Source organism: Streptomyces sp. NPDC088554 (assembly GCF_044752945.1).
Classification (GTDB): domain Bacteria; phylum Actinomycetota; class Actinomycetes; order Streptomycetales; family Streptomycetaceae; genus Streptomyces.
On the sequence record NZ_JBIVMF010000009.1, the window covers coordinates 210,672 to 237,212 of the forward strand.

General features: G+C 72.3%; 26 protein-coding genes, 1 pseudogene and 1 riboswitch. Of the genes and pseudogenes, 16 read left to right on the plus strand and 11 right to left on the minus strand.

Going from position 1 to position 26,541, the window contains the following annotated elements; all coding sequences use genetic code 11:
* The first annotated feature begins 109 nt into the window (after positions 1 to 109).
* Positions 110 to 1,159, plus strand: coding sequence for an NlpC/P60 family protein (locus tag ACIP8W_RS13685; protein WP_401954135.1), 1,050 nt, complete (start codon positions 110 to 112; stop codon positions 1,157 to 1,159).
* Between the two features lie 33 nt (positions 1,160 to 1,192).
* Complete coding sequence (locus tag ACIP8W_RS13690) at positions 1,193 to 2,428, plus strand: hypothetical protein (RefSeq protein ID WP_401954133.1); 1,236 nt, start codon at positions 1,193 to 1,195, stop codon at positions 2,426 to 2,428.
* On the opposite strand, the gene ACIP8W_RS13695 is transcribed toward ACIP8W_RS13690, so the two are convergent.
* A complete protein-coding gene (locus tag ACIP8W_RS13695; protein ID WP_402203026.1) occupies positions 2,385 to 3,635 on the minus strand; it encodes a glycosyltransferase 87 family protein in 1,251 nt (416 codons plus the stop codon). The two genes, ACIP8W_RS13690 and ACIP8W_RS13695, sit on opposite strands and share 44 nt — an antisense overlap.
* Positions 3,636 to 3,801: 166 nt before the next feature.
* Between ACIP8W_RS13695 and ACIP8W_RS13700 the strand changes: the two genes are divergently transcribed.
* A complete protein-coding gene (locus tag ACIP8W_RS13700; RefSeq protein ID WP_401954128.1) occupies positions 3,802 to 4,956 on the plus strand; it encodes a glycosyltransferase family 4 protein in 1,155 nt (384 codons plus the stop codon).
* 24 nt (positions 4,957 to 4,980) lie between these two features.
* Here ACIP8W_RS13700 and ACIP8W_RS13705 read toward each other — a convergent pair whose 3' ends face one another.
* Positions 4,981 to 6,765, minus strand: a complete 1,785-nt coding sequence (locus ACIP8W_RS13705) for an AMP-dependent synthetase/ligase (RefSeq protein ID WP_401954126.1) — start codon at positions 6,763 to 6,765, stop codon at positions 4,981 to 4,983.
* A gap of 212 nt (positions 6,766 to 6,977) precedes the next feature.
* Between ACIP8W_RS13705 and ACIP8W_RS13710 the strand changes: the two genes are divergently transcribed.
* The 6 genes from ACIP8W_RS13710 (at position 6,978) to ACIP8W_RS13735 (ending at position 12,011) form a co-directional block, all read left to right on the plus strand.
* A complete protein-coding gene (locus ACIP8W_RS13710) occupies positions 6,978 to 7,754 on the plus strand; it encodes a metallophosphoesterase (protein ID WP_401954123.1) in 777 nt (258 codons plus the stop codon).
* Positions 7,755 to 7,826: 72 nt separating this feature from the next.
* Entirely contained in the window at positions 7,827 to 8,267 is a 441-nt protein-coding gene (locus ACIP8W_RS13715; protein ID WP_401954121.1) for an SRPBCC family protein, read from the plus strand.
* A gap of 6 nt (positions 8,268 to 8,273) precedes the next feature.
* Positions 8,274 to 9,431: an ArsA family ATPase gene (locus ACIP8W_RS13720; RefSeq protein ID WP_402203029.1), complete on the plus strand. Its 1,158-nt coding sequence runs from the start codon at positions 8,274 to 8,276 to the stop codon at positions 9,429 to 9,431.
* A 274-nt stretch (positions 9,432 to 9,705) separates the two neighbouring features.
* Entirely contained in the window at positions 9,706 to 10,161 is a 456-nt protein-coding gene (locus ACIP8W_RS13725; protein ID WP_401954116.1) for a DUF5304 domain-containing protein, read from the plus strand.
* Positions 10,162 to 10,228: 67 nt separating this feature from the next.
* Positions 10,229 to 11,170 carry an ROK family glucokinase gene (locus ACIP8W_RS13730; protein WP_401954113.1) on the plus strand — a complete coding sequence of 314 codons (942 nt, stop codon included), beginning with the start codon at positions 10,229 to 10,231 and terminating at the stop codon, positions 11,168 to 11,170.
* Between the two features lie 91 nt (positions 11,171 to 11,261).
* Entirely contained in the window at positions 11,262 to 12,011 is a 750-nt protein-coding gene (locus ACIP8W_RS13735) for an endonuclease/exonuclease/phosphatase family protein (RefSeq protein ID WP_401954111.1), read from the plus strand.
* A 202-nt stretch (positions 12,012 to 12,213) separates the two neighbouring features.
* Here ACIP8W_RS13735 and ACIP8W_RS13740 read toward each other — a convergent pair whose 3' ends face one another.
* Complete coding sequence (locus ACIP8W_RS13740; RefSeq protein ID WP_402203032.1) at positions 12,214 to 12,945, minus strand: hypothetical protein; 732 nt, start codon at positions 12,943 to 12,945, stop codon at positions 12,214 to 12,216.
* Positions 12,854 to 13,633 (minus strand): alpha/beta hydrolase, encoded by a 780-nt coding sequence (locus ACIP8W_RS13745; RefSeq protein WP_402203034.1) that lies wholly within the window; start codon positions 13,631 to 13,633, stop codon positions 12,854 to 12,856. The genes ACIP8W_RS13740 and ACIP8W_RS13745 overlap by 92 nt, the downstream gene beginning before the upstream one ends.
* A gap of 161 nt (positions 13,634 to 13,794) precedes the next feature.
* Here ACIP8W_RS13745 and ACIP8W_RS13750 point away from each other — a divergent pair, with 161 nt between their 5' ends.
* The 4 genes and pseudogenes from ACIP8W_RS13750 to ACIP8W_RS13765 all read left to right on the plus strand — a co-directional run.
* Positions 13,795 to 14,526: a lysophospholipid acyltransferase family protein gene (locus ACIP8W_RS13750; protein ID WP_402203036.1), complete on the plus strand. Its 732-nt coding sequence runs from the start codon at positions 13,795 to 13,797 to the stop codon at positions 14,524 to 14,526.
* A 245-nt stretch (positions 14,527 to 14,771) separates the two neighbouring features.
* A complete protein-coding gene (gene macS / locus ACIP8W_RS13755; RefSeq protein ID WP_401948508.1) occupies positions 14,772 to 15,953 on the plus strand; it encodes a MacS family sensor histidine kinase in 1,182 nt (393 codons plus the stop codon).
* Between the two features lie 11 nt (positions 15,954 to 15,964).
* Positions 15,965 to 16,633, plus strand: a complete 669-nt coding sequence (locus tag ACIP8W_RS13760; RefSeq protein ID WP_401948510.1) for a response regulator — start codon at positions 15,965 to 15,967, stop codon at positions 16,631 to 16,633.
* 145 nt (positions 16,634 to 16,778) lie between these two features.
* Positions 16,779 to 17,060: pseudogene (locus ACIP8W_RS13765) on the plus strand (6-phosphofructokinase); the annotation flags it as partial.
* Here ACIP8W_RS13765 and ACIP8W_RS13770 read toward each other — a convergent pair.
* Positions 17,020 to 17,694, minus strand: coding sequence for a chorismate-binding protein (locus tag ACIP8W_RS13770; protein WP_401948513.1), 675 nt, complete (start codon positions 17,692 to 17,694; stop codon positions 17,020 to 17,022). The pseudogene ACIP8W_RS13765 and the gene ACIP8W_RS13770 sit on opposite strands and share 41 nt — an antisense overlap.
* Before the next feature lie 201 nt (positions 17,695 to 17,895).
* On the opposite strand from ACIP8W_RS13770, the gene ACIP8W_RS13775 reads away from it, so the two are divergent.
* Both ACIP8W_RS13775 and ACIP8W_RS13780 read left to right on the plus strand, forming a co-directional pair.
* The gene (locus ACIP8W_RS13775; protein WP_401948516.1) at positions 17,896 to 19,254 is read left to right on the plus strand and encodes a class II 3-deoxy-7-phosphoheptulonate synthase; all 1,359 of its coding nucleotides are present in this window, start codon (positions 17,896 to 17,898) and stop codon (positions 19,252 to 19,254) included.
* 151 nt (positions 19,255 to 19,405) lie between these two features.
* A complete protein-coding gene (locus tag ACIP8W_RS13780; RefSeq protein WP_401949480.1) occupies positions 19,406 to 19,669 on the plus strand; it encodes a bacterioferritin-associated ferredoxin in 264 nt (87 codons plus the stop codon).
* Positions 19,670 to 19,904: 235 nt separating this feature from the next.
* On the opposite strand, the gene bfr is transcribed toward ACIP8W_RS13780, so the two are convergent.
* Complete coding sequence (bfr, locus tag ACIP8W_RS13785) at positions 19,905 to 20,384, minus strand: bacterioferritin (RefSeq protein ID WP_401948518.1); 480 nt, start codon at positions 20,382 to 20,384, stop codon at positions 19,905 to 19,907.
* Positions 20,385 to 20,542: 158 nt separating this feature from the next.
* Here bfr and ACIP8W_RS13790 point away from each other — a divergent pair, with 158 nt between their 5' ends.
* A complete protein-coding gene (locus ACIP8W_RS13790; RefSeq protein WP_401948521.1) occupies positions 20,543 to 21,175 on the plus strand; it encodes a sulfite oxidase-like oxidoreductase in 633 nt (210 codons plus the stop codon).
* A 64-nt stretch (positions 21,176 to 21,239) separates the two neighbouring features.
* Here the strand turns inward: ACIP8W_RS13790 and ACIP8W_RS13795 are convergent, their stop codons facing one another.
* From ACIP8W_RS13795 to thiO, 5 genes are all read right to left on the minus strand, one after another.
* Positions 21,240 to 22,112 carry a deoxyribonuclease IV gene (locus ACIP8W_RS13795; RefSeq protein WP_401948524.1) on the minus strand — a complete coding sequence of 291 codons (873 nt, stop codon included), beginning with the start codon at positions 22,110 to 22,112 and terminating at the stop codon, positions 21,240 to 21,242.
* Positions 22,113 to 22,116: 4 nt separating this feature from the next.
* Positions 22,117 to 24,033, minus strand: a complete 1,917-nt coding sequence (pknB, locus tag ACIP8W_RS13800; RefSeq protein ID WP_402203040.1) for a Stk1 family PASTA domain-containing Ser/Thr kinase — start codon at positions 24,031 to 24,033, stop codon at positions 22,117 to 22,119.
* Between the two features lie 89 nt (positions 24,034 to 24,122).
* Complete coding sequence (locus tag ACIP8W_RS13805) at positions 24,123 to 24,920, minus strand: thiazole synthase (RefSeq protein WP_402203042.1); 798 nt, start codon at positions 24,918 to 24,920, stop codon at positions 24,123 to 24,125.
* A gap of 2 nt (positions 24,921 to 24,922) precedes the next feature.
* Entirely contained in the window at positions 24,923 to 25,147 is a 225-nt protein-coding gene (gene thiS / locus ACIP8W_RS13810; protein ID WP_401949483.1) for a sulfur carrier protein ThiS, read from the minus strand.
* A 29-nt stretch (positions 25,148 to 25,176) separates the two neighbouring features.
* Positions 25,177 to 26,391: a glycine oxidase ThiO gene (gene thiO / locus ACIP8W_RS13815; protein WP_402203044.1), complete on the minus strand. Its 1,215-nt coding sequence runs from the start codon at positions 26,389 to 26,391 to the stop codon at positions 25,177 to 25,179.
* Positions 26,389 to 26,502, minus strand: a riboswitch (TPP riboswitch). (Overlaps the previous gene by 3 nt.)
* Between the last annotated feature and the right edge of the window lie 39 nt (positions 26,503 to 26,541).

The following is a 26,541-nucleotide window of genomic DNA, read 5'->3' on the forward strand; positions in this document are numbered from 1 at the left end:
TCCGTGTCCGCCCGGCTACTGTCTGCTGCGCGCAGCTCCGGCCAGTGGTCCGCCCGTCGGGCGGCAGGGGCTGCGCCAGCGCGTACAGCGGAAGGGAGTTCGGCTTCCTGTGGTGTCCCATCGCCGTCCCACACGATCCAAACGAGAGGCCCTGGGGCCGGGGTTCGGTGCCCGCGGCAGCGTCATCGCGGTCTCCGCCGCGGCCACGGCCGCCGCCGCGCTCGGAGCCGCCCCCGCGGGCGCGGACCCGGGGGCGCGGCCCGAGGCGACCAGGGCCACCGTCGACCGGCTGTACGAAGAGGCCGAGCGGGCGACCGAGCGGTACAACGAGGCGGACGAGCACGTCGGCCGGTTGCGGGCGCTGGTCGACCAGGCGCAGGACCGGGCGGCCCGGGGCCAGGAACGCGTCAACACGATGCGCGGCGCGCTCGGTTCGCTCGCCGTCGCCCAGTACCGCTCCGGCGGCATCGACCCGTCGCTCGAACTGCTCCTCTCCTCCGACCCCGACAACTACCTCGACCGGGCGTCCTTCCTGGCGCGCGTCGGCGAGCACCAGTCCGGCTCCCTGCGCGAACTGGCCCACGCCCAGCGCAGGCTGGCCCAGGTCCGTACCGAAGCCGCCCGCGACCTCGCGGAGCTGGAGCGCAGCCGGGCCGACGTCGCCCGCCACAAGCGCACCGTCGAACACAAACTCGCCGAGGCCCGACGGCTGCTGGCGGCCCTGACCACCGCCGACCGCGCCTCCTACGACCGCAGCTCCCGCTCCGACCGGGACGCCCAGGCCACCCCGCTCGGCGCCGGGGCGCCCGTCTCGGGCCGGGCCGCCGCCGCCGTGCAGGCCGCTCAGCGCGCGGTGGGCCTGCCCTACGTGTGGGGCGCCAACGGACCCTCCGGCTTCGACTGCTCGGGGCTCACCCAGTGGGCGTACGGCCAGGCGGGCATCGGCCTGCCGCGCACCTCCCAGTCGCAGCGGTACGCGGGCAGCCAGGTCCCGCTCTCCGAGGCGCGCCCCGGCGACCTCGTCGCGTACCGCGCCGACGCCAGCCACATCGCGATGTACGTCGGCAACGGACAGGTGATCCACGCGCCCTACCCCGGCGCGCCCGTCCGTTACGACCCGGTCGGCATGATGCCCGTCTCGTCCGTCACCCGCGTCTGACCTGCCGCCGGGGCCGCCCGTACGATCGGCTCCGTGACGGACGGACGTGGTACCCCGGTGCGGTGGCGTGTGTCCTCGCTGGTGCCGGTGGTGTGCCTGCTGCTGGTGGTGTCCGGATGTACGGGGGCGGGCACCGCCGATCCCGCCGCCGGCGCCGCGATCCGGCGGGTCCTGGAGCGCCGGGCCGCCGCCGTCCTGGACCGCGACGAAACCACCTATCTGGCCGTACTCGACCCCGCCGCCCAGGCACTCCGTGCCACCGCGCGCCGTACGTTCGAGAACCTCGCCGAGGTGCCGGTCGGCTCCTGGGGCTACCGCCTCACCGCCCTGGACCGCGCGGGTTCCCGCGCCACCGTCCGCGCCGACCTGCGCTACCGGCTCACCGGCTACGACAGCGCGCCCGTCTCCGTACCGCGCACCCTGACGCTCGCCGAGCGGGACGGGCGGTGGTACGTCACCGGCGACCGGCCCGCCGACGGCCGGCGGCTCCTCTGGGAGCAGGGCCGGGTACGCGCCGTGCACGGCGCCCGCAGCCTGGTCCTCGGCGTCGGCCAGGGCGAGGCCACGCTGCGCCGGATCGCGGCCACCGCCGATCTCGCCGTACCCGCCGTCTCCGATGTCTGGCCGGGTGGCTGGGCCCACCGGGTGGTCCTGCTCGTCCCGGGCTCACCGACGGCCATGGCGGCGCTCCTGGGGACGGGGACGGGGGAGTCCTACCGGGGCATCGCCGCCGTCACCACGGGCGAGACCGGCGGGACGGGCACGGCGCCCGCCGACCGGGTCATCGTGAACCCCGACGCCTACGACGGACTCGGCGACTTCGGCAAGCGGGTCGTCCTCACCCACGAGACCACGCACGTCGCGACCCGCGCCGCCACCTCCGCCGCCACCCCGGTCTGGCTCTCCGAGGGCTTCGCCGACTGGGTCGCGTACCGCACCGCCACCGAGCGGACCGCCGGGCAGCTCGCCCCCGAACTCCAGCGGGCCGTCCGCCGGGGCGAGGCGCCCGCCGCCCTGCCCGCCGACGCGGACTTCGCCTTCGGCGGCGACGGCGAGGCGCTGGCGCGCGCGTACGAGAGCGGCTGGCTGGCCTGCGCGATGATCGCCGACCGGTGGGGCGAGCGGAAGCTGACCGCCTTCTACCGCGCGGTCGGCGCGCACGACGGCCGCGCGGGCGCGGTGGAGAAGGCCGCCCACGACGTCCTGTCCACCACGCCGGAGGAGCTCACCGCGCGCTGGCGCGCCTATGTCCGGCGGACGCTGCGCTGACCGGCGCGACGGGCTCGGCACGGGCGCCGGGCACCGTCGCGCGCCACAGCCGCCGACAGGCGATCAGCGTCGCGGCGACCAGCAGACCGTTCCGTACGAAGAGCAGCGCGATGCCCAGCGGGGTGCCCGCCACCACCTCGGAGAACAGCAGCGGAAACTCCAGCTGGGTCACCGCCGTCGCCGCCAGCACCAGGTACGCGGGGCACGCCATCACACTCGTACGTCCGACCAGACAGACCGCGGCCAGCCCCACCAGCCACAGTGTGTACTGCGGGCTGATCACCCGGCTGGTGGTGGTGAACAGGAGCACCGCCGTGAGTGCCGCGTCGGCGGTCCTGTCCGTCGCGGTACGGGCTCTCAGGCGCCAGAGCAGCAGCCAGACCAGGGCCAGTGCGGCCAGGGCCAGCGCCGCCGCGCTGACCAGCGGGACGTACGGACCGGCGAACTCCACCGAGCCGTAGCTGAACAGCACCGTCCCGCTCCAGCCGAAGTGGCGGGCCACCTGGAAGACCAGGGCGCCCAGCGACTCGACCTCCGTGCCCCGGTCCCGCTGGAACGTCAGGAAGGCCAGCGCGCCGGGCATCGTGACGCACGCGGCCAGCAGCAGGAGCAGTCCGGTCACGGCCGCCGCCGCCCAGGACCGCCGTGTCACCGCGCCGCGCGGGGTCCCGACCAGCAGCAGCGCCGGCCACACCTTCAGCAGCGCGCCGAACGCGGCGAGCGCGCCCATCAGCCGGGGCCCGGCCGCCCCGGCGAGCAGCGCGGCCACCGCCACCGCGGTCACCATCAGGTCGTACCGCGCGTACGCGGTCGTCCCCAGCAGCGGCACCCCCGCCACCCACACCCACCCGCCCCGCGCCGACCCACCGGGGCGCCGGGCCGCGCGCAGCAGCAGGGCGAGCACCGCCGCGTCGCACAGACACACCAGGACGAAGAACGCGGCGGCGTAGCCGAGGAACGGCAGCAGCGCGGGGGCCCCGACCGCCAGCGCGGCGCCGGGCGGGTACTGCCAGGTCACATCGGACAGCGGGTAGGTACCGGTGCGCAGCACCTCGTACCAGCCCCGGTAGATCACCGAGACATCGCTGGTGACGTCCGGGCCGGGAACGACGACGACCTTGAAGGCGGAGAGCAGCAGGACGGTTCTGGTCAGGGCCCAGACGGTGACCGGCCATACGGGCCGCCGGTATGACTGTGTGTCGGGCATGGCACCTCGTCCGTCATATCGCTTCGTCCCCCCGTCGCCCCGTCCGTCAGGCCGCCTCGGACCGGGGTTCGGGCGGGTACTGCCGGCAGCGGGGGCCATGATGCGGGAGCGGCGGTACGAGAGCCGTGAGGCAGGGCCGCGAGGGCGCCCGGTACTGTCGGCAACGATGCACAAGACCCTGATCGTGACCAATGACTTTCCGCCCAGGCCGGGCGGTATCCAGGCGTTCCTGCACAACATGGCGTTGCGGCTGGACCCCGAGCGGATCGTCGTCTACGCGTCCACCTGGAAGCACGGGCGCGCGGGCGCGGAGGCGACGGCGGCGTTCGACGCGGAGCAGCCGTTCACCGTCGTACGCGACCGTACGACGATGCTGCTGCCGACCCCGCGCGTGACCCGGCGGGCGGTACGGCTGCTGCGGGAGCACGCGTGCGAGTCCGTCTGGTTCGGCGCGGCGGCCCCGCTCGGTCTGATGGGGCCCGCGCTGCGCGGGGCGGGCGCGAAGCGGCTCGTCGCGACCACGCACGGGCACGAGGCGGCGTGGGCGCAGCTGCCCGGGGCGCGCCAGTTGCTGCGACGCATCGGCGAGTCCACGGACACGATCACCTATCTGGGTGAGTACACCCGGTCACGGATCGCGTCCGCGCTGACCCCCGAGGCGGCGGCGCGCATGGTGCGGCTGCCTCCCGGGGTCGACGAGAAGACCTTCCACCCCGACTCGGGCGGTGCCGAGGTCCGCGCGGCGCTCGGGCTGGCCGACCGGCCCGTCGTCGTCTGCGTCTCGCGGCTGGTCCCGCGCAAGGGCCAGGACACGCTGATCCGGGCCCTGCCCGCGATCCTGGCGCGCGTCCCGGACGCGGTGCTGCTGGTGGTGGGCGGCGGGCCGTACGAACGCGAGCTGCGCCGGCTGGCGGTGTCCGTGGGCGTCGACGCGTCCGTGCGCTTCACCGGGGCCGTCCCGTGGGCCGCCCTCCCCGCGCACTTCGGGGCCGGTGACGTCTTCGCGATGCCCTGCCGCACCCGGCGCGGCGGCCTCGACGTCGAGGGCCTCGGCATCGTCTATCTGGAGGCGTCCGCCACCGGCCTTCCGGTCGTCGCCGGGGACTCGGGCGGCGCCCCCGACGCCGTACTCGCCGGGGAGACCGGCTGGGTGGTCCACGGCGGCCCGCCCTCGGTGGCGGCGGCGGAGTCGGCGGAGCGGATCGTGGAGCTCCTGCTCTCCCCGGAGCTGCGACGCCGGATGGGGGAGCGGGGCCGGGAGTGGGTCGAGGAGACCTGGCGGTGGGATCTGCTGGCCGGGCGGCTCAGGTCGTTGCTGTAGTCGTGGTTCCGGCCCGCCGGTGGGTCAGCGCTGGTAGAGGGCTTCGATCTCGTCCGCGAAGTCCTTCGCCACCACGTTCCGCTTCAGCTTCAGGGACGGGGTGATGTGGCCCGCCTCCTCGGTGAACTGCGTTGTCAGGACGCGGAATTTCCGTACGGACTCGGCCTTGGAGACCGCCGCGTTGCCCTCGTCCACCGCGCGCTGGACCTCCGCGAGCAGCTCCGGGTCCTCGCGCAGGCCCGCGAGGGGCTTGTCGTGGTCCCTGGCCCAGTGGGCGAGGAACTCCTCGTCCAGGGTGATGAGCGCCCCCACGAAGGGGCGGCCGTCGCCCACGACCATGCATTCGGAGACCAGGGCGTGGGCCCTGATGCGGTCCTCGATGACGGCGGGGGCGACGTTCTTGCCGCCCGCGGTCACGAGGATCTCCTTCTTGCGGCCGGTGATCGAGAGATAGCCGTCCTCGTCCAGGGTGCCGATGTCCCCGGTGTGGAACCAGCCGTCGGCCAGGGCCTCGGCGGACGCCGCCTCGTTGTTCCAGTAGCCGGTGAAGAGATGCTCGCCGTGCAGGAGCACCTCCCCGTCGTCGGCGATCCGGACGACGGAGCCGGGCAGCGGCTGGCCGACGGTGCCGATCTTCTGCCGGTCCCAGGGGTTGAAGGCCGTGGCGGCGCAGGACTCGGTGAGGCCGTACCCCTCCAGCACGGTGAAGCCGATGCCCCGGAAGAAGTGGCCCAGGCGCTCGCCCAGGGGGGCGCCGCCGGAGATGGCGTGCTCGCCCCGGCCGCCCAGGACCGTGCGCAGCTTGCCGTAGACGAGCCTGTCGAAGATCTTGTGGCGGATCCGCAGGCCGAGGGAGGGGCCGCACGGGGTGGACAGGGCGCGGCTGTAGGCGATCGCGGTGTGCGCGGCCTTGTCGAAGATCGCGCCCTTGCCGTCCGCCTGGGCCTTGGCGCGGGCCGCGTTGTACACCTTCTCGAAGACGCGGGGGACGCCCAGGATCAGCGTCGGGCGGAAGGCGGCGAGCTCCTCGGTGAGGTTCTTGATGTCGGGGACACAGCCGAGCTTGATGGGCGCCATGACGGCGGCGATCTCGACCAGTCGCCCGAAGACGTGTGCGGCGGGGAGGAAGAGCAGGACGGAGCACTCACCCGTACGGAAGAGGGGCTTGAGGCGCTCGACGGCGTTGCCGCACTCCGCGAAGAAGCTGCGGTGGGTGAGCACACAGCCCTTGGGGCGGCCGGTGGTGCCCGAGGTGTAGACGATGGTGGCCGGGTCGTCGGCCTTCGCCGTGGTGGAGCGTTCGTCGACGGTCGCGTCGGTGATCCCGGCGCCGGCGGCGATCAGGGTGCCGACGCCGTCCTTGTCGATCTGCCAGATGTCGCGGAGGGCGGGCAGGGCGGCCCGCAGGGACTCCACGGAGGCCGCGTGGTCGTCGCTCTCGACGATCGCGGCGACCGCCCCGGAGTCGCTCAGGATCCACTGGATCTGCTCGGCGGAGCTGGTCTCGTACACCGGTACGGTGATCGCGCCCGCGCTCCAGATCGCGAAGTCGAGCTGCACCCACTCGAAGCGGGTACGGGACATCAGCGCGACCCGGTCGCCCGGCTGGATGCCCGCCGCGATCAGTCCCTTGGCGGCGGCCCGCACCTCGGCCAGGAACTGGGTGGCGGTGACATCGGTCCAGGTCCCGGCGACCTTGCGGGCGAGGACCGCGACGTCGGGATGCTGAGAGGCATTGCGGCGGACGAGATCCGTCAGGTTGCCGTCCGAAGGGACCTCGTACAGGGCCGGAAGGCTGAACTCGCGCAAAACTGCTGCTCCTCATCGGGCGCCGGCGCCACTGCTCGGCTGGGTCCAAGATCGGTCTGCTGGACGTCTGGACGTTACCCATCGGTACCGGCTCATTGATAGAGGATCCCGGTTGATGTTCGCTGCGTCACACGACTTTTTCGGTGGAGTCCCCCGCGCAGATTAGTCCACCCCTCCGGAACCGCAGGTCCGGCCTGGATAGGGTGCGTGCCATGCGCCGTACGCGAGTCAACGTGGTCAGTGATGTACATGGGAACGCCCGGGACCTCGCCAGGGCGGGCGACGGGGCCGACGCGTTGATCTGTCTCGGCGACCTCGTGCTCTTCCTGGACTACGCGGACCACTCGCGCGGCATCTTCCCCGACCTCTTCGGTACCGAGAACGCCGACCGGATCGTGGAGCTGCGCACCGCCCGCCGCTTCGAGGAGGCCCGGGAGTTCGGGCGGGAGCTGTGGGCCGGGCTCGGCCGCGAGCGGGGGGAGGCCATAGAGGAGGCGGTGCGGCGGCAGTACGGCGAGATGTTCGCGGTCCTGCCGACCCCGACGTACGCGACCTACGGCAACGTCGACCTTCCGGCGCTGTGGCCCGAGTTCGCGCGGCCGGGCACCACCCTCCTCGACGGGGAGCGCGTCGAGATCGGCGGCCGGGTCTTCGGTTTCGTCGGCGGCGGACTGCGCACGCCGATGCGCACGCCGTACGAGATCTCCGACGAGGAGTACGCGGCCAAGGTCGAGGCGCTCGGCGAGGTGGACGTGCTGTGCTCGCACATACCGCCGGATGTGCCCGAGCTGACGTACGACACCGTCGCGCGCCGCTTCGAGCGCGGCAGCGGCGCCCTGCTGGACGCGATACGTCGTACGAGGCCCGCGTACGCGCTCTTCGGCCATGTCCACCAGCCGCTCGCCCAACGGATGCGGGTCGGGGCCACGGAGTGCGTGAACGTCGGCCATTTCGCCTCGACCGGACGGCCCTGGACCCTGGAGTGGTGACCGGTCACCAGGGGTGGACGCACTCGCGATAGCCTGCACAGCGCGCGTATCCAGCACCGGAAAGGCACGGCGATGGCGGAACACACCAGTTCGAGCATCACGATCGAGGCGGCACCGGCCGTGGTCATGGGAGTGATCGCCGACTTCGCCCGCTACCCGGAGTGGACCGGCGAGGTGAAGGAGGCCGAGGTGCTCGCCACCGACGCCCGGGGCCGCGCCGAGCAGGTCAGGCTGGTGCTCGACGCCGGAGCGATCAAGGACGACCACACGCTCGCCTACACCTGGGGCGACAGCGAGGTCAGCTGGACCCTCGTCAAGTCGCAGATGCTGCGCGCCCTGGACGGGATGTACCTCCTGAGCGTGGTGGACGGCGGTACGGAGGTCACGTACCAGCTGACCGTCGACGTCAAGATCCCGATGCTCGGCATGATCAAGCGCAAGGCCGAGAAGGTCATCATCGACCGGGCCCTGGACGGTCTCAAGCGACGCGTCGAATCCGGTTCGGGAGCCTGACCCCCTGTGCGTACGGTCCTGGTCACCGGTCCCGGCGGCGCGGGCCGTACCACCATCGCGGCGGCCAGTGCGCTGGCGGCGGCGGGGGAGGGGGGACGTGTTCTGTTCCTCTCCGCTTCCGCTTCCGGTGATGTGCTGGGTGTCGCTCCCGGTGCGGAACCCGTCGAGGTCGCCGGGGGGCTCTGGGCCGCGTGCGTGGATTCCGGTGAGCACTTCCGTACGGAACTGCTCGGCTTCCAGGAACGGATCTCCGCCGGGCTCGATCTGCTCGGCGCCCGGCCACTGGCCGGTGAGGAGCTGACCGAACTGCCCGGCAGCGAGCAGTTCGCCCTGCTGCACGCCCTGCGCCGGGCCGGGCGCGGCCGTTGGGACGCGGTGGTCGTCGATATGCCGCCGCTGTTCGACGCCCTCGCCCTGCTCGCCCTGCCCGAGCAGCTGCGGCGGTACATACGCCGGCTGCTGCCCCGGGAACGGCAGGCCGCCCGCGCGCTGCGCCCGATGATGGCCCAGCTCGCCGGGTTGCCCATGCCCTCCCAGTGGCTGTACGAGGCCGCCGCCCGGTGGGACACCGAGCTGGCCGCCGTCCAGGAGCTGATCGAGGCCCCGGGGACGACGGTCCGGCTGGTCGCGGAACCCGGGCCCGCCGCCGATCGGGCGCTGCGGTCCGCCCGTACCGCGCTCGCGCTGTACGGACTGCGGGTCGACCTCCTCGTACCCAACCGGGTCCTGCCCGCGGACGGGTCCGCCTGGCTCGCGACGCTCGTCGCCCAGCAGCGCACGTGCCTCGACGCGTGGTGCGAGCAGGGGTGGCCGGTGCGCGAGGTCGCGCATCTGGGGCGGGATCCGCGCGGGCCCGACGACCTCGCGTCGCTCGACGCGGCCGGTACGGGGCCGGCGCCCGCCGTCGCGGAGTGGCCCGTCGAGGACCGGCTCGCGGAGGAGAACCTGCTGGTCTGGTGCGTTCCCGTGCCCGGAGCGGTCAAGAGCGAAGTGGGCCTGGTGCGCCGGGACGACGAACTCCTGCTCACGGTCGGCGCGTTCCGCCGCGTCGTCCCACTGCCGTCCGCGCTCCGCCGCTGTACGGTCACCGGCGCGGCCCTCACGGACGGTGTGCTGCGGGTCAGATTCGAGCCCGACCCCGGGCTGTGGCCGCGCACCCCCTGAGAGCCCGTCGGACGACCTCTGACCGGGCGTTCACGTCCTGGTACGCACGCTTCCGGCGTTGTCGAAATATTTCAGTGGCTCCGCTGCGAGGACACTCCGGCGCCTTGGAATCGCGCTCGGCATCCGGAGGATGAATCCAGGCACCGAGGCGGAGCGAGCGCAGCGCACCGGACCGCGTCCGCTTTCCGATCGGGGCCACCCGGCAGGCTCTGAGAGAGCGGGGGCCGGTCGGGTACCGTCGGTAGTAAGCACCTTCCTGACGCGGGAGTACCCCATGAGCGATGCCACCGAGCGCCCCGACGCCGACGCGGATGCCTGGGCCACGGCCTGTGCCGAGGATCTGGCGGCGGAGAAGGAGCGCCGCCGCGCGGCCTACGGGCCGCCGCCGGGATCCGCCGCGGAGGAGCTGCGCAAGCTGGTCGACGCGGTGGCCGACAAGGTCTCCTCGCTTCCCGGCCCGCTGTTCGGCATCGCCGCGCAGGGCGCCGTACAGCAGCTCCTCAACCAGGCGAAGGCCGCCGTCGAGCCCGTCATCGAGCGCAACCCCGGGGTTTTCGACCACCTCGCCGCCGCCGGGGGAGAGCTGCTCGCGGCCTACCGCTCGGCCGTCGAGACCCAGGAGACCCGCTGGACCCAGGGCTCCGCCCCCACCGACACGAAGAAGTCGGACGACCCCACCGACCCCAGGGACCAGGGGCCCGCGACCGGCGGTCCTATCGACCTGGACTGACCGGTCCGACGCCCTCCCTCGGGTACGGTTGGCCGGTAGCGGGGCTCGACCGAAAACTGAGGGACACATGGGACTCACCATCGGCGTCGACATCGGCGGCACGAAGATCGCGGCCGGCGTGGTCGACGAAGAGGGCACGATCCTGGAGACGCACAAGGTGCCCACCCCGCCGACCGCCGAAGGCATCGTGGACGCGATCTGCGCCGCGGTCTCCGGTGCCGGCGAGGGGCACCGGATCGAGGCGGTCGGTATCGGCGCCGCCGGGTACGTGGACGACAAGCGGGCCACCGTACTCTTCGCGCCGAACATCAACTGGCGGTACGAACCGCTCAAGGACAAGGTCGAGCAGCGAGTCGGACTGCCGGTCGTCGTGGAGAACGACGCCAACGCGGCGGCCTGGGGCGAGTACAGGTTCGGCGCGGGCCAGGGCCACGACGACGTCATCTGCATCACGCTCGGCACCGGGCTCGGCGGCGGCATCATCATCGGCAACAAGCTGCGCCGCGGACGCTTCGGCGTGGCCGCCGAGTTCGGGCACATCCGGGTCGTCCCCGACGGGCTGCTGTGCGGCTGCGGCAGCCAGGGATGCTGGGAGCAGTACGCGTCCGGGCGTGCCCTCGTCCGGTACGCGCGCCAGCGCGCCAACGCCACCCCCGAGAGCGCGGCGATCCTGCTCGGACTCGGCGACGGCACCCCGGAGGGCATCGAGGGACGGCACATCAGCACCGCCGCCCGCTCGGGCGACCCGGTGGCCATCGACTCCTTCCGGGAACTGGCGCGTTGGGCGGGCGCGGGGCTGGCCGACCTGGCCTCGCTCTTCGACCCGTCCGCGTTCATCGTCGGCGGCGGTGTCTCGGACGAGGGCGAACTCGTCCTCGAACCGATCCGCAAGTCGTTCCGGCGCTGGCTGATCGGCGGCGAGTGGCGCCCGCACGCCCAGGTGCTCGCGGCCCAACTGGGCGGCGAGGCAGGGCTCGTGGGAGCGGCGGACCTGGCCAGACAGGGCTAGTTCAGCGTTGCGGCGCCTGTCGTACCCCTTCGGTACGGCGGGCGCCGTCATGTCGGCCCGCGCACCGGGGACGCCCCGCTATCGTGGCCGGATGCTGCCCCCGCTGCCCGTCTCCCGTACCGAACCCGATGGTTCGGCCGTGATCAGGGTGCTCAGCTACAACATCCGCTCGATGCGCGACGACCGCCACGCGCTGGCCCGGGTGATCACCGCCTGCGCGCCCGACCTGGTCCTTGTCCAGGAGGCCCCGCGCTTCTTCCACTGGCGCCGGCACGCCGCCTGGCTGGCCGCGCACACCGGGCTCGTGGTGCTCGGTGGCGGCGCCCCCGCCACCGGACCGCTGCTGCTCTGCTCGCTGCGCACTACGGTCGAGCGGACCGAGGACATCCTGCTGCCGCACACCCCCGGACTGCACCGCCGCGGTTTCGCCACGGCGGTGGTACGGATCGGGGGCGCCAGGTTCGGGGTGCTCAGCTGCCATCTGAGCCTGCGGGCCGACGAGCGCTACGCCCAGGCGGGGATGGTCCTCGACCGGCTGGCGGCCATGAACGTGCCGTACGCCATCGCGGGCGGGGACCTCAACGAACGGCCGGACGGGCGCGGGTTCCGGCTGATCGCGGGGAAGCTGCGCGACTGCCGGACGGTCGCGCCCTGGGGCGGCGAACACACCTCGACGGCGGCCGGCCCGCATCAGCGCATCGACGCGGTCTTCGCCACCGAGGGCATCGGGGTCCTCGGCTGTGGTGTGCCGCGCGGACTGCCGGGAGTCGGCGACGCGGACCTGAGGGCGGCCACGGACCACCTTCCGGTGCTGGCCGCCCTGCGCGTACCCGCCGCGTAGCTTCTCTCGCGGCTTCCGGCCGCGCCCCGGCTGCTAGTGCTGTGGCCGGAAAGGTTCACCGGCTCGCGACGCCCGGCCCGGCACGGCACCTCGCCGCGTTGTCGGAGGTCGGCCGAGTACGTCCAGTACGAGGCCGATCCTCCGCCGTGCGATGCACCGCACCGGACGCCGCGAGCCCACGGCAAACCTTCCGGCCGCAGCACTAGACGACCGCGCCCCGGCCCGGGTCGTCGCTCTCGTCGTCGTCCCCGCTCATCCGCGCGACCAGGGTGATGAAGCCGCCCAGGAAGCCGCCGACGCAGAGCGTCGTCAGCCACCAGGTCATGTCCCACTGGAGCAGGACCGCGATCAGCATCAGCACCGGACCGCCGACCACCGCGAGCCAGGCGAACCTGGTCGTCACATCGGCCTCGGGCAGCGGCGGCGGCTCCGGCGGGACGAAGTGCCCCTCGTCGCCCCCGGCGTCCTCGGCGTCGGCCCCGTCCGGATCGGTCAGCTGATAGTCGCGCGGACCGCCGACACCGGGCGCGAAGACCACCGAGCCGCCCAGCACGGGCTTCACCGGCTCGTCCTTCTCCGGCTGCGCGGGGGTGTCGGTGTCCTTCGCGAAGTCCTTCGCCGCGTTCGGCCCGGGAGCCTTCTCGGCGGCCCGCTTCTCCGGAACCGCGCCGTCCGGAGCAGGGCCTGCGCTGTTCCGCTCGCTCTCCAACAGGGCCAGATCGTCGACCGACTTGAAGGGCTTGGCGCCGGGCGGGTCCGGCGGCTCCTCGCCGTACCCCGCGACGATCGCCGCCCACGCGGCGTCCTCGTCGATCGGCTGCGGCTCACGGTCCGCGTCATGCTCAGCCACCGGTGGCGCTCCCCTTCTTCCCGACAGTCGGAGCGAGCCGGCCGATGAACGCGTGACTCTCCTCGAAGATCCGCTCCGCGTCATGGTCCAACGTCGCGACGTGGTAGCTCTGTTCCAACAGGACCTCGCGGACGTCCACCGAGGAGATCCGGCTCAGGATCCGGGCCGAGTCGGCGGGCGGCACCACATGGTCCTGGGCGCTGCGCAGCAGCAGCAACGGCTGGGTGACCTGCGGCAGCGCCGTATCCACCAGCCGGAAGAAGTTCCGCAGCGAGTGGGCGGAGTGCAGCGGCACCCGGTCGTAACCGATCTCCTGGGAACCGCCCTTGGCGATATCGCTCGCGATCCCCTTGGTCGACGGGATCAGATGGCGGAGCACCGGCAGCGCGAACGCCGCCGCGCCGTGCACCTTGATCCCCGGATTGACCACGACCACCCCGTCTACCGCCCGGCCGTGCTTCGCGGCGAGCCGCAGCGCCAGCGCCCCGCCCAGGGAGAGCCCGAGGACGAAGACCTGGGAGCACCGCTCCAGCAGCTCGCGCAGGGCGCGGTCCACCTCCGCGTACCAGTCCTGCCAGCCGGTGATCTGCATGTCCTGCCAGCGGGTGCCGTGGCCGGGCAGCAGAGGCAGGGAGACCGTCAGCCCGCGCTCGGCCAGATACTCCGCCCAGGGGCGCAGCGACTGCGGGGAGCCGGTGAATCCGTGGCAGAGAAGGACACCGACCTCCCCGCCCTCATGGCGGTACGGCTCGGCTCCAGGCAGGACCGGCACAGGGGCTCCTGTTCGTAAGTCTGGAAGTTCGTGGTCCGGAAGGTGCTATTCACCGTACGCGACCGGACCGACACCGACCAGGTCCGTCCGGCCCCCATGAAGGAGAGCGGGGGCGCCCCACGGGTTAAGGTCTGTCCGACAGCACACAGGAGGCACCCGAGTTGATCTACGGCGCAGTGAAGTTCTCCATCGGCGGGTCCCTGAAACTCGCGTTCAGGCCGTGGGTGGAGGGCCTTGAGAACATCCCCGCGGAGGGGCCGGCGATCCTCGCCAGCAACCATCTGTCGTTCTCCGACTCGTTTTTCCTTCCGGCGGTGCTCGACCGCAAGGTCACCTTTATCGCCAAGTCCGAGTACTTCACCTCGCCCGGGGTGAAGGGCAAGCTGACCGCGGCCTTCTTCAAGGGCGTCGGCCAGCTGCCCGTGGACCGCTCGGGCGCGCGCGGTGCGGGCGAGGCGGCGATCCAGAGCGGGATCAAGGTTCTGGAGAACGGCGAACTCTTCGGCATCTACCCCGAGGGCACCCGCTCGCCCGACGGCCGCCTCTACCGGGGCAAGCCGGGCGGCCTGGCCCGAGTGGCCCTCGCCTCCGGCGCCCCGGTGATCCCGGTCGCCATGATCGACACGGAGAAGATCCAGCCGCCCGGCAAGGTGGTCCCCAAGCTGATGCGCCCGGGGATCAGGATCGGCAAGCCGCTGGACTTCACCCGCTATCAGGGCATGGAGGGCGACCGGTTCATCCTGCGGTCGGTGACCGACGAGGTCATGTACGAGATCATGAAGCTCGGCGGCCAGGAGTACGTGGACGTCTACGCGACGGCGGCGAAGCGGCAGTTGGCGGAGGAAGCGAAGGCGAAGGCCGCGAGGGCGTCGGCCACGCCGAAGGGGCAGTAGGCGACGAGGCTCTGGACGCGCTCGTTGCCCGCCCGGACGCGTCACGACGACGGCTGACCATGCTCCGGGTACGGTCACCCGGCGGCCGGGACGCGTCCACCCCGGCGGCGAGTGGACCGAAGGGGCGCGTCGCTGTCGAAAGAGAGCGCGGAGGTTTCCGAGGACGGAGACCGGGCACGGTCGACCGTCGACAGCGACAAGAGCGCCCCGGAGGCGAACCGAGCCTTACGGAAAGGGGGGGCCCTGTGTCGGTCGAGCAGCCGTTGTGGCGGGCGTTGAGCGGCTATCGGACGCTGACGATGATGTACGCGGTCCTGCTCTTCGTCTTCGAGCAGGACCGGTTCGAGCGTCCCTGGGTCGCCGTCTGTTTTCTGGCGTTCCTGGCCGTCTGGACCGTCGGCACGCTTCCGAAGGTGGCCAACGAGGACAGCTGTACGCGGCGTTTCCTCGTCGCCGATCTCACCGTCGCGCTCACCGGCATCCTGCTGACGCCGCTGGCCGACGTACAGGCCCGGCAGATCGACGGGCCGACTCTGCCGTCGATATGGGCCGCCGGTTCCGTGCTGGCCTTCGCCATCAAGGGCGGCTGGCGCTGGGCGGCCGCCGCGTCCTCCTTCGTCGCGGTGGCCAATCTGATCGAGCGCGGCCATCCCAGCCGGGACACGCTCCACAACGTCCTGCTGGTGTGGGTCGCCTCGATCGCCATCGGGTACGTCGTCGAGGTGGCCCGCGCCTCCGAGGCGACTCTCGCCCGCGCGCTGGAGATCGAGGCGGCGACGCGGGAGCGCGAGCGGCTGGCCCGGGACATCCATGACAGTGTGCTCCAGGTGCTGGCGATGGTGCAGCGGCGCGGTACGGCGATGGGCGGCGAGGCGGCGGAGCTGGGCCGGATGGCGGGGGAGCAGGAGGTCGCCCTGCGGACCCTGGTCTCCACCGGGCTGGTGCCCGCCACCCGGGTCCCGTACGGCACGTCGTACGGCACGGCGCGAGGCACGGCCCCAGCGGTGGCGCCCCCGGACGGGATGTGTGACCTGCGGGCACTCCTCGCGCCGTACGCCGGTTCCAGGGTCACCTTCTCGGAGCCGGGAGCCCCGGTGCTGCTGGCGGCCGGCGCGGCCGGGGAGCTGGCGGCGGCTGTCGGTGCCGCCCTGGACAATGTCGGCAGACACGCGGGTACGGACGCCGCCGCCTGGATCCTGGTCGAGGACTGGCCGGACGAGGTGATCGTGACCGTACGGGACGATGGCCCCGGCATCCCGGAGGGCCGGCTCGCGCAGGCCGAGGGGGAGGGGCGGCTCGGGGTCGCGCTCTCCATCCGGGGGCGGCTGCGGGAGCTCGGCGGTACGGCCGAGGTGATCTCGGTGCCGGGACAGGGCACCGAGGTCGAACTGAAAGTTCCACGGGTACGGGGGAAGACGGAGCGATGAGCGGGCGGGACATGACGGACGGATCGATCAGGGTCATGGTGGTCGACGACCACCCGATGTGGCGGGACGCGGTCGCCCGGGATCTGGAGGCGGCGGGCTTCGAGGTCGTCGCGACCGCGGGGGACGGCCCGCAGGCGGTGCGCCGGGCGCTGGCCGCGACGCCGCGGGTGCTGGTCCTGGACCTCAATCTGCCCGGTATGCCGGGCGTTCAGGTCTGCAAGGAGCTGGTCGCCGCCCTGCCGGGGCTGCGGGTGCTGGTGCTCTCGGCCAGCGGTGAGCACGCCGACGTACTGGAAGCGGTCAAGTCGGGGGCCACCGGCTATCTGCTCAAGTCGGCCAGTACGGAGGAGCTGACCGACGCCGTGCGCCGGACGGCGGCCGGGGACCCGGTGTTCACCCCCGGGCTGGCCGGGCTGGTCCTCGGGGAGTACCGCAGGCTCGCCTCCGAGCCCGCGCCCGCCGCGTCCGACGAGCCGAAGGCGCCACGGCTGACCGACCGGGAGACCGAGGTGCTGCGGCTGGTCGCCAAGGGGCTCTCGTACAAGCAGATCGCCGAGCGGCTGGTCATCTCGCACCGCACCGTGCAGAACCACGTGCAGAACACCCTCGGCAAGCTCCAGCTCCACAACCGCGTCGAGCTGGTGCGCTACGCCATAGAGCGCGGTCTCGACGACGTCTGACGCCCCGGGGCCGTCGAAGCGCCGTAAAGCGTCCCGTCCGCCGTCCGGTGCGACGCGGGGGAGCCCACGCACCATGCCGGAGTGACCCGAGTCACCCTGCCGGTGGCCCGGGTGCCCCGACCGACGGCGAGGGGATGTGCTTTTCATCCGAGTCGGAGCGCTGACCGGGGGCGGCGACCGCCCCGGGCTCAACGCGGTCATCCGCGCCATCGTGCGCAAGGGTGTCCAGGAGTACGGCTACGAGTTCACCGGGTTCCGCGACGGCCGGCGCGGCCCGCTCGACGGCACCGTGCTCGGCTCCTCGCGCACCCATCCGCTGAAGGCCGGGGACGGCGTCCGCCGGATCGGGGCGGACCTCGCCGAGCGGGGCGTCGACGCGTTGATCGTCATCGGCGGCGAGGACACCCTCGGTGTCGTGTCCGATGAGGACGAGCGCGCCCCCGGCAGTAGCCGCGCCCGCCGGACTCGTGGCGTTCGACGACCCGGCAGGCGTTCTGGACGGGCGAGCCGGTGACGGTCGCGGCGAACGTCGTCTCCTTGAGAACCTCGCGCACATCGAGGGAGGAGCGCCCGCGCAACTCGTGCTCGGTGTGCGCGAGATGGGCCATCTCCTTGAACCGGAGGCCGATGACGACGCCGCCCCGGTCGCCGACGGCGCACATCGTCTTCAGCTCCTCGTCGACGACCCATGGACAGTTCGTCGGTCTCCTTGCGGTCTCCTTGCGGTCGCCGAGGAACTCCAGCAGCCCGTCGACGTCCGGGCCCTCGGGCGGATAGCGGAAGGTGCCGGAGACCGGGTTCATCACGACGGTCCCGCCGGTCATCCGGACGTGGACCTCGGGGCCGGCTCCGACGAGGGTGGGCTCACCCGTATGGGTGAGAAATGTCCGGTACGCGCCACGCTCTCCGGCGAGCAGCGCCGGAAGAGGGCGAGGGCGTCGGCCCTGCCGAAGCCGGGGACGCGTCCCTCGAAGGTGCGCCGGACGGCGAAGAGGAGCGGCCCGCCCCACGCCTCCGGATCGCTTGCTCCGGGCCGGAAACACCGGAAACACCGGAAACACCGGAAACGTCGGAAGCGCTGAAGGCCGCCCCTCGGGCGGCCTTCGATTCGTCGACGCGCGCGTCGCTCAGTCGGCCGCCGGATGAGTCGGCCACCACCGGGTCCGAAGCGAGTGCGTGAACACGAGCGGCACCATGGCGCACGCGTCCCCGTTCCACACTGTGAGCGGGAACGTGGGCATGTCCCGGGACCACGTAATCTGGTGCGCGTGACTGTGAACGCAGAGAAGCCCACGACCGATGTGCCGTCCTGGCAGGATCTTCCCGCTGCCCAGCAGCCGGACTATCCCGACCGGGAAGCCCTGCGCGAGGTCGTGGCCGAGCTGGGGACCTATCCCCCGCTCGTCTTCGCGGGCGAGTGCGATCAGCTGCGGGACCGGATGGGAGCGGTGGCGCGGGGCGAGGCGTTCCTGCTCCAGGGTGGCGACTGCGCCGAGGCGTTCGACGGGGTCTCCGCGGACCAGATCCGCAACAAGCTGAAGACCCTGCTCCAGATGGGCGCGGTCCTCACGTACGCGGCGTCCGTGCCGGTGGTCAAGGTCGGCCGGATCGCCGGGCAGTACTCGAAGCCGCGCTCCAAGGGCACCGAGACCCGGGACGGCGTGACCCTGCCGACGTACCGCGGCGACTCGGTCAACGGCTTCGCCTTCAACGAGAAGGACCGCGTCCCGGACCCCGAGCGGCTCAAGCGGATGTACAACGCGTCCGCCGCGACGCTCAACCTGGTCCGTGCCTTCACCACCGGTGGCTACGCCGACCTGCGCCAGGTGCACGCCTGGAACCAGGACTTCGTGAAGTCGTCCCCGTCCGGCCAGCGGTACGAGCAGCTGGCGCGCGAGATCGACAACGCGCTGAACTTCATGAAGGCCGCGGGCACCGACCCGGCGGAGTTCCGTACGGTCGAGTTCTACTCCTCGCACGAGGCGCTGCTGCTGGACTACGAGTCGGCGCTGACCCGGGTGGATTCCCGTACCGGCAAGCTGTACGACGTATCCGGTCATATGGTCTGGATCGGTGAACGCACTCGCCAGCTGGACGGCGCGCACATCGAGTTCGCCTCGAAGATCCGTAACCCGATCGGGATCAAGCTCGGCCCGACGACCACCGTCGACGAGGCGCTGACCTACATCGACCGGCTCGACCCCGACCGCGAGCCGGGCCGGCTGACCTTCATCGTCCGGATGGGCGCCGACAAGGTCAGGGACAAGCTGCCCGACCTGGTCGAGAAGGTCACGGCCTCCGGTGCCACGGTGGCCTGGGTGACCGACCCGATGCACGGCAACACCTTCGAGGCGGCCTCCGGCCACAAGACCCGCCGCTTCGACGACGTGCTCGACGAGGTCAAGGGCTTCTTCGAGGTCCACAAGGGCCTCGGGACGCATCCGGGCGGTATCCATGTCGAGCTGACCGGTGACGATGTCACCGAGTGCGTGGGCGGCGGCGACGAGATCTTCGTCGACGATCTGCACCAGCGGTACGAGACGGCCTGTGACCCGCGGCTCAACCGCAGCCAGTCGCTGGACCTGGCGTTCCTGGTCGCGGAGATGTACCGCGACCAGTAGAAACGGTGGTAGTGCGGCAGTGGGGTACGGATCGATGTGATCCGTACCCCACTGCCGTTTCCGGGACTTTTCCGCGGGTGCGAGGACGGGTAAGGTTAGGTTAGCCTCACCGAAAGCGTTCGGGGTGGCCCGACTCGAACCCCGCCGGGAGGTGAACCGCGTGTACGTCTGCTCGTGCTTCGGTATCACCGAGACACAGGTCAAGGAACACGCGGCGGCCGGGGCGTGCACCCCGCGCCAGATCGCGTCGGCCAGCAAGGCGGGCACGGACTGCGGCTCGTGCGTGCGCCGGATCCAGTCGCTCCTCGGCCGGGGCGGCTGCCCGCGCCGCGAGCTGCTCGACCAGGACCTTCCTCCCGGTGCGGCGCGGCCGGCCCCGGTGTCCGCGCCTGTTCCCGTGGGTGAGGCGGCCTAGGGGCTGTCCGGCACATCCCTCCCCCGGCCTTCGGCCGGGGAGGTGCCCCCAGGCTCGCGGCGCCTGGCACGTACTCCCCCGGCTGCCTCCCCGGACTCCGTCCGGGGGCACCCCCACCGCCTTGCGATCGCACGCACCGGGCGCCGCGAGCCCCGCCCTGCGGACGGACGGCGCTCTCTGTCGGACGGCCCCTGGCCTTCCAGTGCCGGCGTCGACCGGTCTCGGCCCTCCGGTCTCAGCCTTCCGGCTGCTCGATCAGCTGGGCGATGTAGAGCGGCTCACCGAGTTTCTCGACCAGCTCCAGCTGGGTGTCCAGATAGTCGATGTGGTGTTCCTCGTCCTCCAGGATCGACTCGAAGATGCCCTTGGACGTGTGATCCCCCTTGGTCCGCATGACATCGATTCCGCGCTTGAGTCGGTCGATCGCCTCCACCTCGACCTGCCGGTCGGCCTGGAACATCTCGGTGACGGTCTGGCCGATCCTTACGTGGAAGAGCCGCTGATAGTTCGGCAGGCCGTCCAGGAAGAGAATCCGGTCGGTGAGAAGCTCGGCGTGCTTCATCTCGTCGAACGATTCGGCGCGGGTGTACTTGGCGAGCTTGGTCCAGCCGAAGTTCTCCTGCATCTTCGCGTGCAGAAAGTACTGGTTGATCGCGGTCAGTTCGGCGGTCAGCTGCTCATTGAGGAATTCAATGACCTCGGGGTCGCCCTGCATCGCAGAGGCTCCTTCCAAAGCAAGGTGAAGGGGCGGAATGCGCGCATCTTTGCACCGTCCTCGGCGGACCGTCCAGTAAGTGCATGCTTAGTAGGAGTTGCCCGAATCGGTTCGTGGCTGGTCATGACCACCCTCCCCGGTCTGTCACCATGGAAGACATGGGTCAGCCGGAGAGCCGGGAGCAGCAAGAGCCGGAACAGTCCGAGCTGCCACCGGGACAGCGATTGCAGCGCGGCTGGCCGGTCACCCATTACGGGCCCGTACCGAAGTTCCGGCAGGAGCGCTGGGAGTTCCGCGTCTTCGGCGCCACCGCAGACGGTGACAAACACTGCTGGAATCACGGGGAATTCACGGCTCTGCCGTTCTCGTCGGTCGTCGCCGATCTGCACTGCGTGACGAAGTTCAGCATGGTGGGAGCCGAATGGGGCGGTGTGTCCGCCCGTACGGTCATGGAACTCGCACCGCCGGCGCCCGAGGCCACCCATGTGATGGTCTGGGCCGAGTACGGCTTCAGTTCCAATCTGCGGATCGCGGACTTCCTGGCGGACGGCACGATATTCGCCACCCACAAGGACGGTGAACTGCTCACCGCCGAGCACGGATTTCCGGTACGGCTCGTGGTGCCGCATCTGTACGCCTGGAAGGGACCCAAATGGGTCAGGGGCGTGGAGTATATGACGGCCGATCGCCGGGGGTTCTGGGAGGAGCGCGGATATCACAATATCGGCGACCCCTGGGCCGAGCAGCGCTACTCCTACCAGGAGGTCCCGGGCGACGGCCCGGAGCTGTAGATCTGCTCGGCCGTCGCTGAGCCACTGTTTCAACCGCGCTTCGACCGCGGCTTCGACCGCCGCTTCAGCCGTCGCGCAGCTTCTTCAGCCGCTCGACATCCGCCGCGTGCCCGGACGGGCCGCCGGGGGTCTCGATCACCAGCGGTACGTTCGCGGTCGCCGGGTGGGAGAACAGCTCGCGGAACGGCTCCTCGCCGATCATGCCCGCGCCGATGTTCTCGTGACGGTCCTTGTGGGCGCCCGCCACGTCCTTGGAGTCATTGGCGTGGATCAGCTTGAGCCGTCCCTCGCCGACCGTCTCCACCAGCAGGTCCAGCGTCTGCCGCATCCCGTGCGGCCCGGTCAGATCGTGTCCGGCCGCGAAGATATGGCAGGTGTCCAGGCAGATGCCCAGCTTGGGGTGGGCGTCCAGGGCGTCGAAGTACGGGCCGAAGTCCCAGGTCCTGGAGCAGAGCGAGAAGCCCTGTCCCGCGGTCGACTCCAGCAGCAGGAACGGATCGTCGTCCCGGTCCAGCTCGTCGAGGAGCGGCAGCATCAGCTCCCGTACCTGCGCGAGCGCCACCTCGCGGGACCGGCCGCCGGTCGCGGAGCCGGTGTGGACCACCACCCCCAGCGCGCCGATCTCACGGGCCCTGCGCAGGCTGTGGCGCAGGGACTCCACGGACTTCTCGGCGGTCGCCTCCGAGTGGGAGCCGAAGTTGATCAGATACGGGGCGTGGACGTACGCCGGGATCCGCCCCGCCTCGCACTCGGCGCGGAAGCGCTCGTCCTGCGCCGGATTCCCGGCGGGCGTCGCCCAGCCGCGCGGATTGGCGGCGAAGACCTGGACGGCCTCGGCGCCCAGCTCGCGCGCGTAGGACAGGCCGATGGTCGCGAGGCCGCCGGCCACGGGGACATGGCCGCCGACAGGGTTGCGCAGGGCGACGGGGTCGCGCATGGATCTAGAGTCCCTTGGTCGTGAGAGTGATGGTGCTGCCCTCGGGGGCCTTGTCGCCACCCGCCACCGACTGCTTGCCGACCGTGTCGCCCAGATACGGGAAGCCGCGCTCCACGGTGACCGTGAAGCCCGCGGCCTCCAGCGTCTTCCTGGCGTCGTCGGCCTTCTGCCCGGTCACCTCGGGTACGGAGACCATCCGCGGGCCCTTGGAGAGCGTCAGCGTGACCGTGTCGCCCCGGGCCAGCCGGGCGCCCTCGGGCGCGGACTGCCTGACGACGGAGCCCTCGGCCACGGTGGAGTTCACCCGGGTGGCGGAGATCCGCACCGTGAGCCCGGCGCCCTCCAGCTCGGCCGTGGCGGCGTCGGCGGACCGGCCGGTCACATCGGGGACGTCGATCGCGGCGCCCTTGCTCACCACCAGCTCGACCCCGGCGTCGGGCCGTATGTCCGTACCGGCGGCCGGGGTCGTACGGATCACGGAGCCCCGGGCGACGGTGTCGTCGAACTCCTCGCTGACCACCCCGGCGGCCAGCCCGTCCTTCTTCAGGGCGCTTCTGGCCTCGGCCAGGGTCCGGCCCCTCAGGTCGGGCACCCGGACGCTCGCGGGGCCGCGCGAGACGACGATCGTCACCGGGCCGCCGCCCCGGACCCGGGAGCGGGGCTCGGGGTCGGTGCCCATGACCGTGCCGCGTCCGTACGCGTCGCTGAAGCCCTCGGCGACCTTTACGTCGAGACCCTCGTCGGTCAGCCGCTTCCTGGCCTCCTGCTCGCTGCGGCCGAGCACCGAGGGGACCCGGGTGAACTGCCCGGAGTTGATGTACCAGACACCGGCCCCCAGCGAGAGGGCCAGCAGCGCGGCGAGGATCGCCACGACGACGCCCTGCCGGGGCGCCGCGATCCGGCCGCGCGACCGGGCGGGCGGTGTGCGGCCCGGGGGAGCCGTCTCCAGCCTGCTCGTACGGTTCGGAGCTTCCCCCGCCTCGGCGGGCAGGACGCGCGGGATCACCGTCGTACGGCTCTCGGCCCCCGCCCCTGCCTCCGGCCGCGCCTGCGGTGGTACGGCGTCCAGCTGGGCGTCCGTGAGCCCGCTCCGCGCCTCACGGGTGAGCGCGAGCAGGGCCACCGCGTCCTCGGGGCGCACCTCGGGCTCCCGCGCGGTGGCCGCCGCGACCAGCGCGTCCAGCTCGGGGGCGAGCCCCGGCACGGCCTGCGAGGGCGCCGGGACGTCCTCGTTCAGATGCCGGTAGAGCACCTGGGCGGGGGTGTCCCCGCCGTGCGGCTTGGCGCCGGTCAGCATCTCGTGCAGGACGACCCCGCACGCGTACACGTCGACCCGCCGGTCCGAGGTGCCGTGCTCGATCTGCTCGGGGGCGAGGTACGACACGGTCCCGAGGACGGCCCCGGTCGTGTCCGTGACGTCCCCGACCCCGCGTACCAGGCCGAAGTCGGCGACCTTGACCCGTCCGTCGTCCCCTATCAGCACATTCTCCGGCTTCATGTCCCGGTGGACGAAGCCCGCCCGGTGCGCGGCCCCCAGCGCCGCCAGCACCGGCTCCAGGATGTCCAGCGCCGCCCGGGGCTGGAGCGCGCCGCGCTCGCGCAGCACATCGCGCAGGGTGCACCCGGCGACGTACTCCATCGCCAGATAGACGTACGCTCCCTCCGCGCCCTGGTCGAAGACGGCGACGATGTTGGGGTGCGACAGCCGGGCCACCGCCTTGGCCTCGCGGATGAAGCGCTCCACGAAGGAGACGTCGGCGGCGAGCGCCGGATGCATCACCTTGAGCGCCAGGACCCGGTCCAGCCGGGTGTCGACGGCCCGGTAGACCGTGGCCATACCGCCGACGGCGATGCGCGCGTCGACGCGATAGCGGCCGTCGAGCAGCTGCCCGACGATGGGGTCGTGAAGGGTCGTGTCCACGGCGCCGAGTCTACGAGCCGCCACCGACAGGGGTGCTGACCGGGCCGCTTACTGGAACTGACCTGTGACGCTCTCCGTACGGGCGTTCCTCAGGCGAACGCGGGCCGCTCCGGATCCAGCCGCGCCACCCCCTCGGCGGGCGACGACGCCGTCGCGAAGTGGCGCCGGGGGATCCGGCCCGCGCGGTGGGCGAGCCGGCCCGCCGCGACCGCGTGGCGCATCGCCCCGGCCATCAGCACCGGCTCCTGCGCGCGGGTGACCGCCGAGGCCAGCATCACGGCGGCGCACCCCAGCTCCATCGCCAGGGCCGCGTCCGAGGCGGTGCCTGCGCCCGCGTCCAGGATCACCGGCACGCGCGCGTGCTCCACGATCAGCTGGAAGTTGTGCGGATTGCGGATGCCGAGGCCCGAGCCGATCGGGGAGCCCAGCGGCATGATCGCCGCGCACCCCACGTCCTCCAGCCGCCGGGCGAGCACGGGGTCGTCGTTGGTGTACGGCAGGACCGTGAAGCCGTCGTCGACCAGCGTCTCCGCCGCGTCCAGCAGCTCGATCGGGTCGGGCAGGAGGGTGCGCTCGTCCGCGACCACCTCCAGCTTGATCCAGTCGGTGGAGAGCGCCTCGCGGGCGAGCCGGGCGGTCAGGACGGCCTCCCCGGCGGTGAAGCAGCCCGCGGTGTTGGGCAGGGCCCGGATGCCCAGGGAGGTGAGGACGGACAGGACGGAGCCCTGGACGGTCGGGTCGAGGCGGCGCATCGCGACCGTGGTGAGCTCGGTCCCGGAGGCGGCGAGGGACCGCTCCAGTACGTCGAGGCTGGGCGCCCCGCCGGTCCCCATGATCAGCCGGGAGGTGAAGACGGTGTCCCCGATGATCAGCGGATCGTCGGTCATGGTCAGCCTCCCTGGACGGCGGTGAGGATCTCGATCCGGTCGCCGTCGCCGAGCGGCGTGCCGGACCACCGGGTGCGCGGGACCACGGTCTCGTTGACGGCCGCGGCGACACCCGAGGGCGCGGGGGTGAGGGCGGCGACCACCGTGTCGAGGGTGACCGGGGCGGCCAGCACCCGTGGCTCGCCGTTCACCGAGACGGTCACGGTGGTGGTCATGGTGGTGGTCATGGTGGCGGGTGCGGGGGTGCTGCCGGAGGTCATGCGGACTGCTCCTGACGTACGGAATCGGACGGGAGAACCGTGGGGGAGGCCGTCGGGCGCGCGCCGAAGCGCAGCGGGCTGAAGGCGCGGGCCTCCGCCGGGAGGGCCCCCGTGGTCAGCGCGGTGGCCAGCGCGTCGCCGGTGACCGGGGTGAGCAGCACCCCGTTGCGATAGTGCCCGGTGGCCAGCTGGAGCCCCGGCAGGGCGGTCGGGCCGAGCAGGGGCGCGTTGTCGGGGGAGCAGGGGCGCAGCCCCGCCAGGGTCTCGGTGAGGGGGAGTTCGGTGATGCCGGGGACCAGCTCGTGCGCGTCCCGCAGCAGTTGGTACACGCCGCCCGCGGTGACCGTGGTGTCCCAGCCCAGTTCCTCGCTGGTGGCGCCGACGATCAGCTCGCCGTTCTCGCGCGGCACGAGATAGACATGGCTGCCGCGCACCACGGCCCGTACGGTCCGGGACAGGAAGGGCGCGTACGGACGGGGCACGGTCAGCCGCAGGATCTGGCCCTTCACGGGCCGTACCGGCGGCAGTACTTCCTGCGGTACGCCGGGGAGCCCGCCGCTGAGACTGCCCGCCGCCAGCACGGTCTGGCCGGCGGTGAGCGCGCGGCCGTCGGCGAGCACGGCTCCGGTGGCGCGGTCGCCCGCGACGGTGAGCCGGTCGGCCCGTACGCGGTGGAAGACGACCCCGGCGCGCGCGCAGGCGGCCAGCAGGGCCGTGGCCAGCCGGCGCGGGTCGATCTGGTGGTCGCCGTCGACCCGCAGCCCGCCGCGCACGGCGGGCGCGAGCATCGGCTCCAGGCGGCGGCACTCGCGCCCGGTGAGCCACTCGGAGGCCAGCCCCGAACGCCGCTGGAGGGCGTGCAGGTCGCGCAGTTCGGCGCGGTCGTCGGTGTCGAGGGCGACGGCGAGGGTGCCGCAGGCGCGGTAGCCGGTGTCCAGGCCGCTCGCCGCCTCCAGTTCGGCGACGAACGCGGGATAGCGCGCGGCGGAGGCCAGGTTGAGACCGAGGAGCGTCTGCTCCCCGTAGTGGAGTTCGGTGACGGCGGCGAGCATCCCGGCCGCGACCCGCGCGGCCCCGCCGCCCGGATCGGGGTCCGCGACGGCGGTGCTCAGCCCGCGCTGCGCGGCCCGCCACGCCGTGACGAGGCCGATGATCCCGCCCCCGACGACCAGGACGTCGGGGGCGGTATGGCAGGCAGAAGACGACTGCATGGGCGTCCAGCCCCTCCCTTCGCCGGCATGACCCGGATCAGGTTCGTACGGTCGGAGGCCGCGTCAGCCTCCCTCTCAGCCCGGTGCGTCCGGACTCCCGCGAGGTAGTGTCGCTGGCCAGACTAACGTTCCGCCGCCCGCGCAGTAAGG

Excerpts from the sequence above, each read along its gene's own strand:
- thiS (WP_401949483.1), bottom strand. The coding sequence starts at position 25,147 with ATGACCACCACCATGACCACCACCGTGACCGTCTCGGTGAACGGCGAG.
- thiO (WP_402203044.1), bottom strand. The coding sequence starts at position 26,391 with ATGCAGTCGTCTTCTGCCTGCCATACCGCCCCCGACGTCCTGGTCGTC.
- bfr (WP_401948518.1), bottom strand. The coding sequence starts at position 20,384 with ATGCAGGGCGACCCCGAGGTCATTGAATTCCTCAATGAGCAGCTGACC.
- ACIP8W_RS13700 (WP_401954128.1), top strand. The coding sequence starts at position 3,802 with ATGCACAAGACCCTGATCGTGACCAATGACTTTCCGCCCAGGCCGGGC.
- ACIP8W_RS13710 (WP_401954123.1), top strand. The coding sequence starts at position 6,978 with ATGCGCCGTACGCGAGTCAACGTGGTCAGTGATGTACATGGGAACGCC.
- ACIP8W_RS13730 (WP_401954113.1), top strand. The coding sequence starts at position 10,229 with ATGGGACTCACCATCGGCGTCGACATCGGCGGCACGAAGATCGCGGCC.
- ACIP8W_RS13695 (WP_402203026.1), bottom strand. The coding sequence starts at position 3,635 with ATGCCCGACACACAGTCATACCGGCGGCCCGTATGGCCGGTCACCGTC.
- ACIP8W_RS13790 (WP_401948521.1), top strand. The coding sequence starts at position 20,543 with ATGGGTCAGCCGGAGAGCCGGGAGCAGCAAGAGCCGGAACAGTCCGAG.
- ACIP8W_RS13735 (WP_401954111.1), top strand. The coding sequence starts at position 11,262 with ATGCTGCCCCCGCTGCCCGTCTCCCGTACCGAACCCGATGGTTCGGCC.
- ACIP8W_RS13715 (WP_401954121.1), top strand. The coding sequence starts at position 7,827 with ATGGCGGAACACACCAGTTCGAGCATCACGATCGAGGCGGCACCGGCC.
- ACIP8W_RS13795 (WP_401948524.1), bottom strand. The coding sequence starts at position 22,112 with ATGCGCGACCCCGTCGCCCTGCGCAACCCTGTCGGCGGCCATGTCCCC.
- ACIP8W_RS13760 (WP_401948510.1), top strand. The coding sequence starts at position 15,965 with ATGACGGACGGATCGATCAGGGTCATGGTGGTCGACGACCACCCGATG.
- ACIP8W_RS13805 (WP_402203042.1), bottom strand. The coding sequence starts at position 24,920 with ATGACCGACGATCCGCTGATCATCGGGGACACCGTCTTCACCTCCCGG.
- ACIP8W_RS13740 (WP_402203032.1), bottom strand. The coding sequence starts at position 12,945 with ATGACGCGGAGCGGATCTTCGAGGAGAGTCACGCGTTCATCGGCCGGC.
- ACIP8W_RS13725 (WP_401954116.1), top strand. The coding sequence starts at position 9,706 with ATGAGCGATGCCACCGAGCGCCCCGACGCCGACGCGGATGCCTGGGCC.